General features: G+C 46.0%; 13 protein-coding genes. All 13 read left to right on the forward strand.

The window, feature by feature from the left end:
* Positions 1–24: 24 nt before the first annotated feature.
* The 13 genes from ACHZES_RS18330 to aspS all read left to right on the forward strand — a co-directional run bounded on the left by ACHZES_RS18330 (position 25) and on the right by aspS (position 16,578).
* Positions 25–972, forward strand: a complete 948-nt coding sequence (locus ACHZES_RS18330) for a BadF/BadG/BcrA/BcrD ATPase family protein (RefSeq protein WP_395549043.1) — start codon at positions 25–27, stop codon at positions 970–972.
* Positions 950–1,831, forward strand: a complete 882-nt coding sequence (locus ACHZES_RS18335) for an ROK family protein (protein WP_395549042.1) — start codon at positions 950–952, stop codon at positions 1,829–1,831. The genes ACHZES_RS18330 and ACHZES_RS18335 overlap by 23 nt, the downstream gene beginning before the upstream one ends.
* On the forward strand, positions 1,828–3,144 hold the full coding sequence (locus ACHZES_RS18340; protein WP_395549041.1) for a 6-phospho-beta-glucosidase: 1,317 nt from the start codon (positions 1,828–1,830) through the stop codon (positions 3,142–3,144). The genes ACHZES_RS18335 and ACHZES_RS18340 overlap by 4 nt, the downstream gene beginning before the upstream one ends.
* Positions 3,145–3,149: 5 nt before the next feature.
* Positions 3,150–4,130, forward strand: a complete 981-nt coding sequence (locus ACHZES_RS18345; RefSeq protein WP_395549040.1) for a GNAT family N-acetyltransferase — start codon at positions 3,150–3,152, stop codon at positions 4,128–4,130.
* Positions 4,115–4,831, forward strand: a complete 717-nt coding sequence (locus ACHZES_RS18350; RefSeq protein ID WP_395549039.1) for a PIG-L deacetylase family protein — start codon at positions 4,115–4,117, stop codon at positions 4,829–4,831. Before ACHZES_RS18345 ends, ACHZES_RS18350 begins: the two co-directional genes overlap by 16 nt.
* Before the next feature lie 11 nt (positions 4,832–4,842).
* On the forward strand, positions 4,843–5,985 hold the full coding sequence (locus ACHZES_RS18355) for an exo-beta-N-acetylmuramidase NamZ domain-containing protein (RefSeq protein ID WP_395549038.1): 1,143 nt from the start codon (positions 4,843–4,845) through the stop codon (positions 5,983–5,985).
* Positions 5,978–7,528 (forward strand): beta-N-acetylhexosaminidase, encoded by a 1,551-nt coding sequence (nagZ, locus tag ACHZES_RS18360; RefSeq protein WP_395549037.1) that lies wholly within the window; start codon positions 5,978–5,980, stop codon positions 7,526–7,528. The genes ACHZES_RS18355 and nagZ overlap by 8 nt, the downstream gene beginning before the upstream one ends.
* 292 nt (positions 7,529–7,820) lie before the next feature.
* A complete protein-coding gene (gene add, locus ACHZES_RS18365; protein ID WP_395549036.1) occupies positions 7,821–8,813 on the forward strand; it encodes an adenosine deaminase in 993 nt (330 codons plus the stop codon).
* Between the two features lie 73 nt (positions 8,814–8,886).
* On the forward strand, positions 8,887–11,193 hold the full coding sequence (locus ACHZES_RS18370) for a bifunctional (p)ppGpp synthetase/guanosine-3',5'-bis(diphosphate) 3'-pyrophosphohydrolase (RefSeq protein WP_051835313.1): 2,307 nt from the start codon (positions 8,887–8,889) through the stop codon (positions 11,191–11,193).
* A 96-nt stretch (positions 11,194–11,289) separates the two neighbouring features.
* Positions 11,290–11,934, forward strand: a complete 645-nt coding sequence (locus ACHZES_RS18375) for an MBL fold metallo-hydrolase (protein ID WP_154525477.1) — start codon at positions 11,290–11,292, stop codon at positions 11,932–11,934.
* 21 nt (positions 11,935–11,955) lie between these two features.
* Entirely contained in the window at positions 11,956–13,410 is a 1,455-nt protein-coding gene (hemZ, locus tag ACHZES_RS18380; protein ID WP_395549035.1) for a coproporphyrinogen dehydrogenase HemZ, read from the forward strand.
* Between the two features lie 49 nt (positions 13,411–13,459).
* Positions 13,460–14,719, forward strand: coding sequence for a histidine--tRNA ligase (hisS, locus tag ACHZES_RS18385; RefSeq protein ID WP_395549034.1), 1,260 nt, complete (start codon positions 13,460–13,462; stop codon positions 14,717–14,719).
* A 68-nt stretch (positions 14,720–14,787) separates the two neighbouring features.
* Positions 14,788–16,578, forward strand: coding sequence for an aspartate--tRNA ligase (gene aspS, locus ACHZES_RS18390; protein ID WP_395549033.1), 1,791 nt, complete (start codon positions 14,788–14,790; stop codon positions 16,576–16,578).
* Positions 16,579–16,717 lie beyond the last annotated feature (139 nt).

Here is a 16,717-nt window from a genome sequence, read left to right on the forward strand (position 1 = left end):
CAAAAGGAAAAAGGGGGAAATCAATTGAACGGACCGTTTGTAATAGGAATGGATGGGGGCGGGACCGCCACCACGGTAATGGCAGCCGGACTTCATGGTGATCTGGTGAAAAGTTTTCGTTTAGGACCTTTAAACATCAATGGACAGTCCCGGGAAGCGGCAGAACACACATTAACGGATTTAAAGAGGGAACTGGAAGCGTCAGGTATGAATATGAGTGAATGCAGAGGAATCTGCATTGGCGCCGCAGGAATCAGCAACCGGGATACCGCGGATTTGCTCACCCGGTATTTAAAAGAACAGGGGATGCAGGGAGTGATCAGGCTGGTGGGAGACCATGAAACTGCCCTGGCAGGGGCGCTTAAGGAGCCAGCCGGTGTCATACTCATTGCCGGGACCGGTTCGATTTGTTACGGAATCAATGAGTCCGGAGCTAAGTTCCGGGCAGGCGGCTACGGCCATATCATTGATGATGCCGGAAGTGCCTATGCCATCGGAAGGGATATTTTAAAAGCAGTGGTGAGGTCATCGGATGGGAGACAGGGGCAGACTGTATTGAAGGAAATAACATTCCGCTATCTGAAGATGGATTCTTTGGAGGATCTTATCACCTGGCTGTATCAGCCCGGGAGAAGCAAAAAAGAGATCGCCGCCCTGGCTCCCCTTCTGGAAGAAGGAATCAGGGAGAAGGATCCGGCTTCCGCCGGGATCTTGGATCATTGCGGGGAGGAACTTACGGAGCTTGCGGGAGCTGTACTGACTCATTTTCAGTCTCCAGTCCCCTTAGTTGTAAGCGGAAGCGTATTAATGAAAAACGACGAGATATACCGCCTGTTTTGTAAAAAGGCGAAAAATAAGTTTCCCCAGCTGGAGATCATGAAGATGAGGGGGGAAGCAGCCCAGGGAGCCGTCAGGATCATATTACGGGAGACAGCAGAAAGGAACGGATATGAAACAATACCTGGCAATTGATATAGGGGGTACTTATATAAAATACAGCCTTATGGATCCCGAATACCGGGTTCTTTATGAAGGAAGCACTCCTACGGAAAAACAGCCGGCCGAGTTTCTCCGGCAGTTCATGGGGATCGTTAAAACCTATGCAGATCAGATAAGCGGGGTTGCAATCTGCATGGGCGGATTTATCCATCCGGTAACAGGAGAGAATACGGATTTCAGCGTTGGGGCTAATTTCAGGGCGTATTGTTTAAAAGAAGAGATAATCAGGAACTATCCGATTCCCGTTGTGCTTGAAAATGACAGCAATTGTGCCGCACTGGGAGAAATGGTACGGGGAGCGGGAAGGGATTTCCGGGATATCTGCATGGTCACCTTTGGAACCGGGATTGGCGGTGCCATCATTATAAACCGGGAATTACACCGGGGCAGCCACTTTAAATCCGGGGAGGTAGGATTTACCAGAGTAGGACTGCGGGATGTGGACGGCAACCCGGCTGCAGAAGGAGCAGGGGCGACCTCTCTTCTGGTGAGAAAGGTATCGGAGATCCTTGGCAGGAAGGTGGATGGAACGTTTATATTCAACCATCTGGACCAGCCGGACATTGAACCGGTATACCGGGAATGGCTTTACAAGGGTGCAATGGTGATCGGCAACTTTGCTGTCACGGTGGATCCTGAAATACTGCTGATCGGCGGGGGAATCAGTGAAAATAAAATATTTATAAGGGATATGAAAGAAGCGGTATATGCCCTGTATCCCCATCTGGAACCATATACGGCCATTGAGGCCAGTGAGCAGGGAAATATGGCAGGGAGAATAGGGGCCCTGTATTTATTGCTGCAAAGCGGAGAAGGAGGCGTTCAGTCATGAAAAAAGGTGTGAAAATCGTGGCAATCGGAGGAGGGTCCAGTTACACACCGGAGCTGGTGGATGGATTTTTAAAAAGGTATAAAACCCTGCCTGTGAAGGAACTATGGCTGGTGGATATCCCTGAAGGTAAAGAAAAATTACAGATTGTATCTGAATTTGCAAAACGTATGGTAAAAAAAGCAGGAGTTCCAATGAAAATCCATACAACCCTGGACCGGAGAGAGGCTCTTTCCGGAGCTGATTTTGTCATAACCCAGCTGCGGGTGGGACAGCTGCAGGCAAGAGTGAAAGACGAAAGGATCCCCTTAAAGCATGGACTTCTGGGCCAGGAAACCAATGGTGCGGGCGGTCTGTTCAAGGGAATGAGAACCATACCGGTTATTTTGGATATCTGTAAAGACATGGAGGAACTGTGCCCCAAAGCATGGCTGATCAACTTTACAAATCCGGTGGGCATGGTCATGGAGGGAGTGAACCGCTACAGCGGCTTTAGGAAGTTCATCGGACTGTGCAACGTCCCTTACGGCATGCACAAAGCGGTGGCAGATCAGCTTGGCAGGCCCATGGAAGAGGTGAATGTCACCATGGGCGGACTGAATCATATGGTTTACGTAACCAGAGTGGAAGCAGATGGAAAGGACATAACGGAAGACGTGGTCAGCCATTGGGGAGAAGGCGGCGTTGTAAAGAATATTAAGGCAGTCAGCTGGGACAAAGATTTTGTAAAAGAGCTTGGAGTGCTGCCATGCTCCTATCACAGATATTATTATATGGCGAAAGAATATCTGGAAGAAGCCCTGGAAAAGTATGAAAAACATGAGACAAGAGCTGAGCTTGTGGAACAGGTGGAAAAAAAGCTGTTTGAGCTATACCAGGACCCCGGATTGGATGAAAAACCGGAGTTGCTTTCCCAACGGGGCGGTGCTTATTACAGTGATTCTGCATGTAATCTGATTAATTCCATTTATAATGACAAGGGTGATATTCAGGTGGTAAACACCGTTAACAGAGGTGCCATAAAAAATTTCAGGAATCATGAGATCGTGGAAGTCAGCTGCAGGATCACAAAGGATGGACCGGTTCCGGTAAACGGTGTGGAACTGCCATGGACGGTAAACGGTCTTTTGCAGCAGATCAAATCATTTGAAATAGCCGGGTGCAGGGCGGCCATAACCGGAAGCCCGCAGAAGGCCCTTCTGGCCCTTATGATCAATCCCCTGGTGGGATCCCAGAAAGAAGCAAAGGCCGTTCTTAACGAGCTGCTGGAAGCACATAAAGAGTATCTGCCTCAGTTTTTCAGTCATAAGGAGTGATTTGGATGATGTTTTTTGATCTGAACAGAGAGAATGCAGGAATCGCCTATGAATTGTTTGAAGATGCGATTCGGGCAAAAGAGGTATTATTCCGGCCCTTTGGAAACCAGAATGACTTTTGCAGGTTTTTTATGGAAAACCAGGCAGATGAGGTACACAAAATCACCATTCTGGAGGAACATGGCTGGGGATTTGCGTCAGGCTGCTTTTTAAGCGGAGAGAGCAGAGCCTACCTTTCCATGATTGTTGTGAAAAAGGAAATGCAGGGACAGGGAATCGGAAAAGCAATGCTTGCCTGTCTGGAAGACAGACTACGGAAGGAAAGCGGAGTTTCAAGGATAGAAATCGTCTTCTTTAATCCCATGACCATTCCCTGGTTGATTCCAGGGAAAAAGACGGCGGATCATCCCAATGCTCCGGGAGTTGACGTGGGAAGCAATGCCTACCTTTTCTTCAAAAACTGCAGGTACCGGGATTATTCCATGCAGAACAGCTATTATTTAGACCTTCATGATTATTCTGAGCCTGATTTTGCGGCAGATATCAAAGAGGGGTTGGAAAAAGAGAATATTACGATAGAAATTTATCATTCTGACAGGCATTACGGCATGGAAGAAATGATACATAAGTTTCAAAATCCTTTGTGGGAAAGAGAAATTCTCGGGGAGACGGCAAAGGGAGAAAACAGCCGCCCCATTCTGATCGCAGCATACAATGGCAAAGTGATCGGTTTTACAGGTCCGCTTGATGTAGAAAAGAGCGGAAGGGGATATTTTTGTGGTATTGGTGTGGATCCCGATTACCGGGGGAAAAGGATATCAACCATCCTGTTTTGCAGGTTATGCATAAGTCTGAAGGAAAAGGGTGCAGATTTTATGAGCCTTTTTACAGGAGAAAATAATCCGGCAAGAAATATTTATGAAGCAGCAGGTTTCCGGATCGTGAGGACCTGGGCGGACATGAGGAAGGAATGGAAAGACGGATGAATGAGGAAAGAAAGTGCATCATGGCCATAGGAGGTCATGTGGGAGATGCAGAGCTGACAAGCGGCGGATATCTGGCTACTATGGCACTTAAGGGTTACCGGATCGTTACCGTAGCATTGACCGGTGGAGAAAGAGGGAATCCGCCTGATCGGTCTGTGGAAGAATACAGGATACAAAAAGAAAAGGAAGCCGTTACCTTTGCAGGAATGCTTGGGGGAGAGGCAGTGGTATTCCCTTACACAGATGGAGAATTGCCGGACAATGAGGAGGTAAGGCTTCGGCTCTGTGATACGATCCGGCAATACCGGCCTGCTGCACTGCTGACCCATTGGAAGAACAGCATGCACAAAGATCATGAAACAACCCACAGGATCGTTAAGGATGCTCAGTTTTTCGCAGGACTTTCCGGACTTCAAAGAGAAAACAGCGCTCATTTTGCAAAAGGACCCTACTATGCGGAAAACTGGGAAGATTCCGCAGGTTTTGAAAAATATATTTATCTGGAAGTATCAAAAGAAGGATTTGAACTATGGAAAAAGGCCATTGACACCCATTGGTTTGCCGTGCACAGTCCATCGTTTCCTTATAAAGAATATTATGAGCATCTTATGAGGGTAAACGGCTGTCTGGCAAGAACCGGGTACGCAGAGGCTTTTGATGTGGATCAGGAACAAAAAAAGGTTATCTTATCAGAATTATAAAGAGGGTCAATATGGTGAAAAACGGAATCGATTGTGTGGAGCGCTGGCATAAGGTCTTTGACGGGAAACGTCTTGGTCTGATCACTTCAATTTCAGGCGTTGACAGGCATTTAAATTCTACCATTGACATACTTCATAAAAAATACCGGCTGACAGCTCTGTTTGGACCGGAGCACGGAGTCAGGGGAAATGTGGGCGCAGGAGGTGATGTTGAAGACTACATAGACACGGATACCGGATTGCCGGTATATAGCCTGTACCGGAAAAAGTCAAAGAGGCTTACTGGGGAAATGTTAGATAAAGTGGATGCTGTCGTATATGATATTCAGGATCTTGGAGTCAGATATTACACCTTTATATCAACGATGATCTATGCGCTGGAAGAGTGCGCAAGGTTTGAAAAAGAACTTATTATATTGGACCGCTATAATCCTTTGGGGGATTTAGCGGAGGGCAACTGCTTAAAGCCAGGATTTGAAAGCTTTGTAGGGGCTTATCCTCTGTGTATGCGCTATGGGCTTACAGTGGGAGAACTGGCCTTTATGGTAAATAAGGAGAAAAACCTTGGCTGCAGGCTGACGGTAATTCCCTGTGAGGGCTGGAACAGGCATACCATGCATCCGGAAACCGGTCATGTGTGGGTGATGCCAAGCTCGGGAATTCCAAGATATGAGACTGCCCTGGTATATGCGGGAACCTGTCTTTTTGAAGGAACAAATATATCAGAAGGAAGGGGAACTACGGCACCTTTTGAAATAATCGGTGCGCCATTTGTAGATGCAGGTAAGCTTGTAAAGCATATGACAGAAAAACGACTTCCAGGTGTGTTGTTTTCCCCGGCTTATTTTACACCCTATTTTTCCAAGTTTCAGGGAGAAGCCTGCGAAGGAATCCATATTCATGTTACGGACAGCCGGGCCTTCCGGTCCACGATCTGCGGTCTGGAGCTTCTTGATGCAATAAAAACCATTTACGAAGACCGCTTTGCTTTTCTGAATCCTTATGAGGGAAGCACCAGGCGAATGGAAGATCTTTTGTTCGGATCAGATCAGATGACAAAGAAAACATCATCAAAAGAAGAATTGCTGGCCGGATTTGAGAGGGATGCAAAAGCGTTTTCAGAGCGTAAAAAAGCTTATCATCTTTATGAATGAAAGAGGTGACTGGAGTATGGGGGAAATGACTTTAAAACAAAAGATCGGACAAATGATCGTGGCCGGTTTTCCAACCGGGGAATTAAGTGAAGACATGATACGGCTGATAAGAGAGTATAAAGTTGGGAACGTTATCTTGTTTTCCCATAACATAGAAAGCAGGAAACAGTTGAAGGGACTTTGTGATTCCATTCAAAGGCTGGTAAAAGAAGAAACCGGAGAATATGCTTTTATCACCATTGACCAGGAGGGGGGAGTTGTAAGAAGACTTCCGGAAGGATCGGTCAGCATACCGGGAGCAATGGCTCTTGCACAGACCGGAGATAAGAAACATGCATATGAGGCGGCACTTCTTACGGGGCAGGAATTAAGAGAACTGGGAATCAATTTCAATCTGGCTCCGGTACTCGATATTAATAACAATCCGGATAATCCAGTGATCGGTGTGCGAAGCTTTGGACCGGATAAGGCTGTGGTGACCGAATTTGGCTGTGCAATGGTAAAAGGATATTTAGATGCCGGAATCATGTGTTCGGTGAAGCATTTTCCAGGCCATGGCGATACGGCAGTGGATTCTCATCTTTCTCTGCCCAGCATCCGGAAATCCTATGAAGAGCTGGAACAGGAGGAACTGATTCCGTTTATAGAAGCCTTTCGGCAGGGAGCCACAGCCGTAACTCTTGCCCACATTTTGTTTCCAAGAATCGAAAAAGAGCATTTACCGGTGACCATGTCTGAAACCATGATCCAGGAAATCTTAAGAAACAGGCTGGGATTTAAAGGGCTGGTGATTTCCGATTGCCTGGAAATGAATGCCATTAAAGAATATTTCGGCACTGCTTCCGGAGCTAAAAAGGCCATTAAGGCAGGCGTGGATCTGGTATTCATTTCTCATACTGCAGGACTTGCAGCGGAAGCGGCCAGGGAAATAGAGAGAGCAGTGGAATCCGGCGAGATTCCCATTTCCAGGATAGACGATGCAGTGGAACGGATCCTCGCATACAAAAGAAGATATGCAGCACCCAATACAGCCACGGGAAAGAAATCCCTTAAGGAACCGGGAGAGTTCATAAAATCACTGTTTCGCGACAGCATAAGGTTTACGAACCGGGAAATGGGATATTGCCATCTGCTGGGAGAAAATCCTGTATTTTTAAGCTGTTTTGCCTATCGTTCCACTTTGGCATCCAGCCGTGTGATGGAGGATCTGCTGTTTGCTGCATATATGCAGGAAAGGTTTGGAGGAGCTTCGTATTCTTTTTCCATAGATCCGGATTCAAAGGAAATAAACGAAATACTGGAAAAGATAAAGGATAAGGGGTATACCAACCTTGTACTTGGCACTTACAATGGACATTTAAACCGTGGTCAGAGTTCTCTTGCAAAAGAACTGGAAAAGTTAAAGATACCGATGGCTATGGTGGCATTTCGAAATCCCTATGATCTGGCTGAGGTCGGTGATGAGGTAGATAAAATTGTGGCTTATGAATACAGCATACAATCCTTTGAGGCGGTGGTGTCATTGTTTAAGCAGTGCGGATGAAGACTAGGAAATTCTATAGAACCGCACATGATATTATAATGGCTGACACCGTGCTACTTCTTTTAATGTATGGTTTACGTGCCCTTCTTTTATAGGGCACGTTTTTTATTTTTATGAGAGCTCTTAATTTTGAGCAGGATAATAAAATGAACTGCCCCAAAAGGCTTCCTCTTCAGATTAAACCATCCGACTTATATCAATGCAGCATATACAGCAGGAGTAAATCACGAAATATTTGTTACTTTTCTTATAATATGATAAGATATTTTTATAGAATAAAGGAGGAAACGTTATGAAACTACTGGAAACAGACCTCCATCTGCATTTGGACGGCTCCTTAACCATTGAAACGGTAAGGATGCTTGCAGAGCAGATCGGATATGATTTTGAAGGACAGGGCGGAAGAGAGAGCCTCGTAGCAGGGGAAACCTGTGAGAGCCTTGTGGATTATTTAAAGTGCTTTGACTTACCGGGACAGCTGCTTCAGACGGAAGAAGCACTGGAACTGGCGGCCTTTCATTTAACAGAACGGCTGGCAGCCCAGGGCCTTATCCTCAGTGAGATCCGCTTTGCACCCCAGCTTCATATGAGAAAAGGACTGACCATGGAAAAGGCAGTTGAAGCGGTAATCAGGGGAATAAATAAGGGGACGGCCAAATCCCCTATGAAGGCGGGGGTCCTGCTTTGCGCCATGGTTAACGGGCCCGACCGGGAAAATGAGCAAACCTTTGAAATTGCAAAGGCTTACTTAGGAAAGGGCGTTGTTGGGGTAGATTTAGCAGGGCCGGAAGGAATGATTCCCATGGGACATTTTGATCCCCTATTTAAGGAGGCGGACCGGAACTGCGTACCCTTTACCATACACGCGGGAGAGTGCGGAGATTATGAAAATATTATAAAAGCGGTTCATTACGGAGCAAAAAGGATCGGACACGGATGTGCCGCAATCAAGTCAGAGGCATGTATGGACCTCCTAAAAAAGGAAAAGATTACCTTAGAGATGTGTGTGATCAGCAACCTTCAGACAAAGGCTGTTTCCTCCATAGAAGAGCATCCGTTAAAGGCATTTTATGACAGAGGAATCCGTGTTACCTACAATACGGATAACATGACTGTTTCAGATACCACACTGGAAAAGGAAGCAGAGCTCATTAAGAAACATATGGGATTTACGGAGGCGGATCTAAGGCAGATGAACCGATATGCACTGGAGGGTGCTTTCCTTGAAAAAAGGGAGAAAGAAAAAATAATTGCATTTTTCGACAATAATAATTATAATGAATGATAACTACGTTTAAAAATAGGTGAAAACCAGAAATGCAACAAAAGGGTGACGGCATATGGCAGATAATCCAATAATGGAAAAGAATAATTTGGCGGCTTTGGAAAAGGAACGTCCGGAACAGCGGAAGGTGGATGTGGATCTGGAAGCTCCGGCTGATTTTACCAGCCCGGATGTACTTTATGAAGAACTGGTCCGCAGTATAAGGAGATATCACCCTTCCGATGATATCACCATGATAGAAAAGGCATATCATATTGCGGATGATGCGCATAAGGACCAAAGGCGTAAATCGGGTGAACCGTATATCATTCACCCTCTTTGTGTTGCCATTATTCTGGCTGATCTAGAGATGGATAAAGAAACCATTGCCGCCGGGATCCTTCATGATGTGGTCGAGGACACGATTATGTCCTTAGACGAGCTGAAGGCGGAATTCGGGGAAGAAGTGGCCCTTTTAGTGGACGGCGTCACCAAACTGACCCAGATATCCTGGTCCATGGATAAGATGGAGATCCAGGCTGAGAACTTAAGGAAGATGTTTTTAGCCATGGCAAAGGATATCCGCGTTATTATCATCAAGCTGGCTGACCGCCTCCACAATATGCGGACGCTGCAGTACATGAAACCGGAAAAACAAAAGGAAAAAGCAAAAGAGACCATGGAAATCTATGCTCCCATTGCCCACCGCCTTGGTATTTCCAAAATTAAGATTGAGCTTGACGATCTGTCCTTAAGATATCTGCAGCCGGAAATATATTACGAGCTGGCTGAGAAGATATCTTTAAAAAAAGATGCCAGGGAAACCTTTGTAAAGAGTATTGTAGATGAGGTACAGGAACATTTACGGACCGGCGGGATCGAGGCCAGAGTAGATGGCCGCGTAAAACATTTTTTCAGCATCTATAAAAAGATGGTGAACCAGAACAAGACTCTGGACCAGATTTATGACCTGTTTGCAGTGCGCATTATCGTTGACAGCGTAAAGGACTGTTATGCCGCCCTTGGTGTGATCCACGAGATGTATAAGCCCATTCCTGGCCGCTTCAAGGATTATATTGCAATGCCGAAACCTAACATGTACCAGTCTCTTCATACTACTTTGATCGGAAACAATGGGCAGCCCTTTGAGATCCAGATCCGTACTTATGATATGCACCGTACCGCAGAATACGGTATTGCCGCTCACTGGAAGTATAAAGAGAGCGGAAGCGGACAGGTGGCAGCAGGCAAAGAGGAAGAGAAGTTAAGCTGGCTGCGTCAGATTCTGGAATGGCAGAAGGACATGTCCGATAACAAGGAATTCTTAAACATGGTAAAGGGAGATTTAGATTTATTCTCCGACAGTGTTTACTGCTTTACCCCTTCCGGGGATGTGAAGAATCTTCCCGCAGGCTCTACGCCCATTGATTTTGCATACTCCATACACAGTGCGGTAGGCAATAAGATGGTGGGATCCAGGGTCAATGGAAAACTGGTGAACATTGATTATGTGATTGAGAACGGCGACCAGGTGGAGATCATTACTTCCCAGAACAGCAGGGGGCCCAGCCGGGACTGGCTGAATATAGTGAAAAGCACTCAGGCCAAGAATAAGATCAACCAATGGTTTAAAACAGAGCTGAAAGAAGATAACATCCTTCGCGGCAAGGAAATGGTGGACCGTTACTGTAAGACAAAGGGAATCAATTATTCTGAGATCAGTAAGCCGGAATACCAGGAAAAGGTCATGAAGCGCTATGCGTTCCGTGACTGGGAGTCCGTTCTTGCATCCATCGGACACGGTGGCCTAAAAGAGGGCCAGGTCATCAATAAGATGGTAGATGAGCGGAATAAGAAGCTTAAGAAAGATGTTACGGACAATAGCATCTTAAATGACATTGAGGATATGAGCAATAGGCTGCCGGTTAAGAGACGATCGGGCAGCGGAATCGTGGTAAAGGGAATCCACGACCTTGCAGTCCGTTTTTCCAAGTGCTGCAGCCCGGTGCCGGGAGATGAGATCGTAGGTTTTGTAACCCGTGGACGGGGAATTTCGATCCACAGGACAGACTGCGTTAACGTCTTAAACCTGCCTGAGGACGAGCGGAATCGTCTGATTGATGCGGAATGGCAGGAATCGGAGGGCGATGACACCAAGGAACGGTATTCCTCGGAGATCAAGATATTTGCCAATAACCGGATCGGGATGTTTGTCGACATATCCAAGGTGTTTACAGAGAGGCAGATCGATATCACCTCCATGAACTCCAGAACCAACAAGCAGGGCAAGGCGACTATTACCATGACTTTTGATATTCATGGTGTGGAAGAACTGGGTAAGCTTGTTGATAAGCTGAGACAAATCGAAGGAGTCATAGACATTGAGAGGACTGCGGGATAACGCAGTTTTCTCTTTTTGCGCAAGCAATGGGAAAGGCGAATTCAGCTGAGCTTGTATCAGGATCACATAAAGATAATTTTGTAAGGAGATAGTAATATGAGTGATTTCAGAATAAAGACTTGTCCTGTGGGCCAGCTTGGAACCAATTGCTATATCATATACCGGGAATCCCTTAAAAAGGCTGTAATCGTGGATCCGGGCGCAGACGGGGCATACATCCTGGATATGTGCCGGGAACTTTCCCTGGTTCCGGAGGCGATTTTATTAACTCATGGGCATTTTGATCACATTCTGGCGGTGAAGGATTTGAAAGAGGCATTTCCTGAGGTTAAGATTTATGCCGGAGAAAAGGAAAAAGAGATGTTAGCAGAACCGTCTGTCAATTTGTCTTCCTCTTTTGGAAGGGCTTATACGGTTCATGCAGATGGCTATGAGGAGGATGGAGCCATCCTCTCCCTTGCAGGAATGACTTTTAAGGTTATATTTACCCCAGGCCATACCGCAGGTTCGGTCTGCTATCTGGTGGAATCGGAAGACATACTCATAAGCGGAGATACCCTATTTATGGAGTCTTTAGGGAGAACGGATTTTCCTACGGGAAGTCAGTCTCAGATTTTAAGCTCCATAAAGGAACGGCTTTTTACTCTGCCTGATGATACTCTTGTTTATCCAGGCCATGGGGAGGCGACTACGATTGGTCATGAGAAAGCATACAACCCGGTGGCATTATACAGAGGATAGGAAGCATTAAGAGGAAAACACATGATAGGATTAATATTAGACGACCAGTCCTTTGAGCAGGATATAAGAGAACTTTTAATGGCATTTTATCCGGGAGAGGGATTTGTTCACAAGGAAAGCCAGTCAGAGGAGTACCGTCTTCTTGTCCGGGGCAGGACAGGGGAGGCCGAATTTGAGCTGAAGATCCAGGATTTTGAGAAGGGTATTGTAAATTCCTCCTCTACGGAAGTGGATTTTGCGGACCGTTTTGAAACCAAGAACCGGATCAAACGGATGCTTTACGGTATGGTTAAAGAGCTTACAGGGATAGAACTTCCATGGGGAACTTTAACGGGAATCCGGCCAACCAAAATAGCCATGACAAAGCTTATGGAAGGTTATAAGGATGAGGAAGTCCGAAGATACATGAAAGATACCTATTTAACCAGTGATGGAAAAGTGGATCTAAGCCTGGAGATTGCCAGGCGGGAGATGGAACTCATTTCCGCCATTGATTACAGCCATGGCTATAGCTTGTATATAGGCATTCCTTTCTGCCCAACAACCTGCCTTTACTGTTCCTTTACTTCTTTCCCCATCGGACAATGGGAAAAACGCATGGAACAGTATCTGGAAGCTATATTTAAGGAAATGGATTATACGGCGGAGAAAATGGCAGGAAGGACTCTGGATACGGTTTATATCGGCGGAGGTACCCCTACCTCCCTTTCCGCCCTTCATCTGGATAAACTGATAAGCAGGCTGAAAGCAACCTTTGATTTTACCGGGGTAAAGGAATTTACCGTGGAGGCCGGGCGCCCGGACAGTATCACCATAGAAAAGCTTCAGGTTCTAAAAAATCATGGCGTGACACGAATATCCATTAATCCCCAGACCATGAAGCAGGAAACCCTGGATATCATCGGCCGCCGCCACACCGTAGATATGGTAAAGGACCGGTATTCCATGGCAAGGTCTTTGGGCTTTGATAATATCAACATGGACTTAATCATCGGCCTGCCAGAAGAGGATATGGAAGATGTGACCCATACCATGGAGGAGATAAAGGCTCTTGGGCCGGATGGCATTACTGTTCATTCCCTTGCCATAAAGCGAGCGGCTCGCCTTAACATGTTTAAGGAAAAGTACGGGGATTTAAAGATCACCAATACCCAGGAAATGATAGATTTGACTGCCGACTATGCAAGAAGCATGGGGCAGGAGCCTTACTACCTCTACCGCCAGAAAAATATGGCCGGAAACTTTGAGAACGTCGGCTATTCCCTTCCAGGCAAAGCCTGTATCTATAATATTTTAATTATGGAAGAAAAGCAGACCATTATAGCCTGCGGGGCAGGAACTACCACAAAGGTGGTATTCCCTTCAGAGAACCGTCTGGAACGGGTGGAAAATGTCAAAGATGTAGAACAGTATATTGCAAGAATCGACGAAATGCTGGAAAGAAAAGAAAAAATGCTTGCAAAATTGGAAATGTAATTTACAATAGAGGCATGTTTAAAATTAAGAAAATAACGGAGTGAACGAAATGGCATTGAAAAAGAAACCGGTTACCGGAATGAAGGATATTCTTCCCGCCGAGATGCAGGTACGGGAATATGTGATGAACCAGATACGTGAAACCTATGGCGGCTTCGGCTTTCATTCCATCGAAACTCCCTGTGTGGAGCACATCGAGAACCTTACCAGCAAACAGGGTGGAGACAATGAAAAGCTGATTTTCAAGATCATGAAGCGGGGAGAAAAGCTAAATCTGGAGACAGCACAGGCTGAAAACGATCTGGTTGACAGCGGTCTCCGGTATGACTTAACCGTTCCCTTATCCAGATATTATTCGAATAATGCGGCGTCCCTGACCGCTCCCTTTAAATCTCTTCAGATGGGAAGCGTATGGAGGGCAGATCGTCCCCAGAAAGGGCGCTTCAGACAGTTTGTCCAGTGCGACATTGACATACTGGGAGATTCCACTAGGCTTGCAGAGATCGAGCTGATCCTTGCTACCACAACCTTACTTGGAAAGATTGGCTTTAAGGGATATACCGTAAGGATCAATGACCGGAATATCTTAAAGGGAATGGCTGCCTTCTGCGGCTTTCCGGAAGAAGCTTACGACCAGGTGTTCATCATACTGGATAAGATGGACAAGATCGGTATGGACGGTGTGGCAAGGGAACTGGCAGAAGCAGGTTATGAAGAGGAAAAAATTAAAAAATATTTATCCCTTTTTGAGTCGGTGTCAAACGATGCTGCCGGAGTGCGCAGTTTGGGCAGCGTCTTAAAGGAAGCGATGGATAAGGAGCAGGCGGAGAACCTGGCGGCTATCATTGACAGCGTGAGCCAGATTACCACCAGCCAGTTTCACATCGTGTTTGACCCTACCCTCGTGAGAGGAATGTCTTATTACACCGGAACCATATTTGAGATCCAGGTGGATGGTTTTCCTGGTTCCGTAGGTGGCGGCGGCCGCTATGATAAGATGATTGGGAAATTCACCGGTATGGATACACCTGCCTGTGGTTTTTCTATTGGATTTGAACGGATCATCACGATCCTGATGGATGAGGGCTTCACGGTTCCTGGAAAGGAAGACAAGGTGGCCTTTCTGATCGAAAAGGGTGTAAGTGATGATGTGATGAATGGAGCCATCAAAGAGGCGATGGAAGAGCGTGCTAAGGGTGTGACCGTTTTGGTTTCCCAGATGAATAAAAATAAGAAGTTCCAGAAAGAGGGCCTTGAGAAGGAAGGCTATACACTGTTTAAGGAATTCTATAGGGATGCACTTAAGTAAATTTAACGGGAGGAACGCCCTGGTGGCATACCTATATGCCAAAAAACATGGGCAGGAAAGAGGAAATTATGGCAGAATCAATGTTAGGCTTAAAAAGAACACATAGATGCACAGAGGTTACAAAAGCCAATGTGGGCAGTGAAGTAACAGTAATGGGTTGGGTACAGAAAAGCAGAAATAAGGGAGGAATCATTTTTGTTGATTTAAGAGACCGTTCCGGAATTCTGCAGATCATATTTGAGGAAAGTGATTGCGGAGTTGAAAGCTTTGCAAAGGCTGAAAAGTTAAGAAGCGAATTTGTTATCGCAGTGACCGGCGAAGTGGAAGCAAGGTCAGGAGGAGTAAATGAGAACCTGGCAACAGGTGCCATTGAACTTCGGGCAAAGAGTTTAAGAATCCTTTCCGAATCCGAAACACCTCCCTTCCCAATCGAAGAGAACAGCAAGACAAAAGAAGAACTGAGATTAAAATATCGTTTCCTTGATCTTAGAAGACCTGACATCCAGAAGAACATCAGGGTGAGAAGCCAGGTTGCTACCTTAACAAGGGCATTCTTGGCGGAAGAGGGATTTTTAGAGATTGAAACACCAACCCTTATTAAGAGCACTCCGGAAGGTGCCCGGGACTATTTGGTTCCAAGCCGTGTCCATCCAGGCTCTTTCTATGCTCTTCCCCAGTCTCCACAGCTTTTCAAACAGCTGCTGATGTGTTCTGGTTATGATCGTTATTTCCAGTTGGCCAGATGCTATCGTGATGAAGACCTGCGTGCAGACAGACAGCCGGAATTTACCCAGATCGACATGGAATTGTCCTTTGTGGATGTAGAGGACGTGCTGGAAGTCAATGAAAGGCTGTTAAAGAAATTGTTTAAAGAAATCTGTGGGTTTGAAGTTCAGCTTCCAATTACAAGAATGACCTGGAGAGAAGCCATGGACCGCTTTGGTTCTGACAAGCCGGATATGCGTTTTGGAATGGAACTTAAAAATGTTTCCGATGTAGTAAAAGATACGGAATTTGCAGTGTTCAAAGGCGCGCTTGAAAACGGCGGTTCTGTCCGCGGCATTAATGCCGAAGGACAGGGAGCTATGCCTCGTAAGAAGATAGACGCCCTGGTGGAATATGCAAAGGGCTTTGGTGCAAAGGGCCTGGCTTATCTTGCTGTGAATGAAGACGGAACCTATAAGTGCTCCTTTGCAAAATTCATGACAGAGGAAGAACTTCATACTCTGGCAGATGCAATGGGAGCAAAACCTGGAGACCTGCTTTTATTTGCAGCAGACCGGGATAAAGTGGTATTTGACGTATTAGGCAACTTAAGACTGGAGTTAGCAAGACAGCTTGATCTTTTGAAAAAGGATGACTTTAAGTTCTTATGGGTAACGGAATTCCCGCTTCTTGAGTATTCCGAAGAGCAGGGCCGTTTTACTGCAATGCATCACCCATTTACCATGCCTATGGATGAAGACTGGGCTCTTATCGACAGCAATCCTGGCGCTGTCCGTGCAAAAGCATATGACATTGTTTTAAACGGTACGGAGCTTGGCGGAGGTTCTGTTCGTATCCATCAGAGCGATATCCAGTCCAAGATGTTTGAAGTTCTTGGTTTTACAAAGGAACAGGCTCAGGATCAGTTCGGTTTCCTTTTGGATGCGTTTAAATATGGCGTTCCGCCTCACGCAGGACTTGCTTACGGTCTGGACCGTGTGGTCATGCTGATGGTAGGAGCAGACAGCATCCGCGATGTGATCGCATTCCCTAAGGTAAAAGATGCATCCTGCATGATGACTGAGGCGCCATCAACTGTAGATCCTAAGCAGCTAGTGGAGTTAGGAATAGAAATCAGTGAGGAAATTGAATAATTGATTGATGAGGGATGCCCTTCTGCTAAAAGTGTCAGCTTTTGGCGGATGGGGCATCCATTTTCTATGTTTATAATTCTCATGTCTAAAAGAAACCTGAGAAATAGAAGAAATAATTTTAAAATATGGAAAAATAATA

Origin of the sequence: Lacrimispora sanguinis (assembly GCF_044987295.1) — a bacterium.
Classification (GTDB): Bacteria; Bacillota; Clostridia; order Lachnospirales; family Lachnospiraceae; genus Lacrimispora; species Lacrimispora celerecrescens_B.

What these genes read in the sequence shown, in the direction of transcription:
- ACHZES_RS18335 (WP_395549042.1), top strand. Translation starts at nt 950, where the DNA reads ATGAAACAATACCTGGCAATTGATATAGGGGGTACTTATATAAAATAC.
- ACHZES_RS18340 (WP_395549041.1), top strand. Translation starts at nt 1,828, where the DNA reads ATGAAAAAAGGTGTGAAAATCGTGGCAATCGGAGGAGGGTCCAGTTAC.
- ACHZES_RS18345 (WP_395549040.1), top strand. Translation starts at nt 3,150, where the DNA reads ATGATGTTTTTTGATCTGAACAGAGAGAATGCAGGAATCGCCTATGAA.
- ACHZES_RS18350 (WP_395549039.1), top strand. Translation starts at nt 4,115, where the DNA reads ATGGAAAGACGGATGAATGAGGAAAGAAAGTGCATCATGGCCATAGGA.
- ACHZES_RS18355 (WP_395549038.1), top strand. Translation starts at nt 4,843, where the DNA reads ATGGTGAAAAACGGAATCGATTGTGTGGAGCGCTGGCATAAGGTCTTT.
- nagZ (WP_395549037.1), top strand. Translation starts at nt 5,978, where the DNA reads ATGAATGAAAGAGGTGACTGGAGTATGGGGGAAATGACTTTAAAACAA.
- add (WP_395549036.1), top strand. Translation starts at nt 7,821, where the DNA reads ATGAAACTACTGGAAACAGACCTCCATCTGCATTTGGACGGCTCCTTA.
- ACHZES_RS18370 (WP_051835313.1), top strand. Translation starts at nt 8,887, where the DNA reads ATGGAAAAGAATAATTTGGCGGCTTTGGAAAAGGAACGTCCGGAACAG.
- ACHZES_RS18375 (WP_154525477.1), top strand. Translation starts at nt 11,290, where the DNA reads ATGAGTGATTTCAGAATAAAGACTTGTCCTGTGGGCCAGCTTGGAACC.
- hemZ (WP_395549035.1), top strand. Translation starts at nt 11,956, where the DNA reads ATGATAGGATTAATATTAGACGACCAGTCCTTTGAGCAGGATATAAGA.
- hisS (WP_395549034.1), top strand. Translation starts at nt 13,460, where the DNA reads ATGGCATTGAAAAAGAAACCGGTTACCGGAATGAAGGATATTCTTCCC.
- aspS (WP_395549033.1), top strand. Translation starts at nt 14,788, where the DNA reads ATGGCAGAATCAATGTTAGGCTTAAAAAGAACACATAGATGCACAGAG.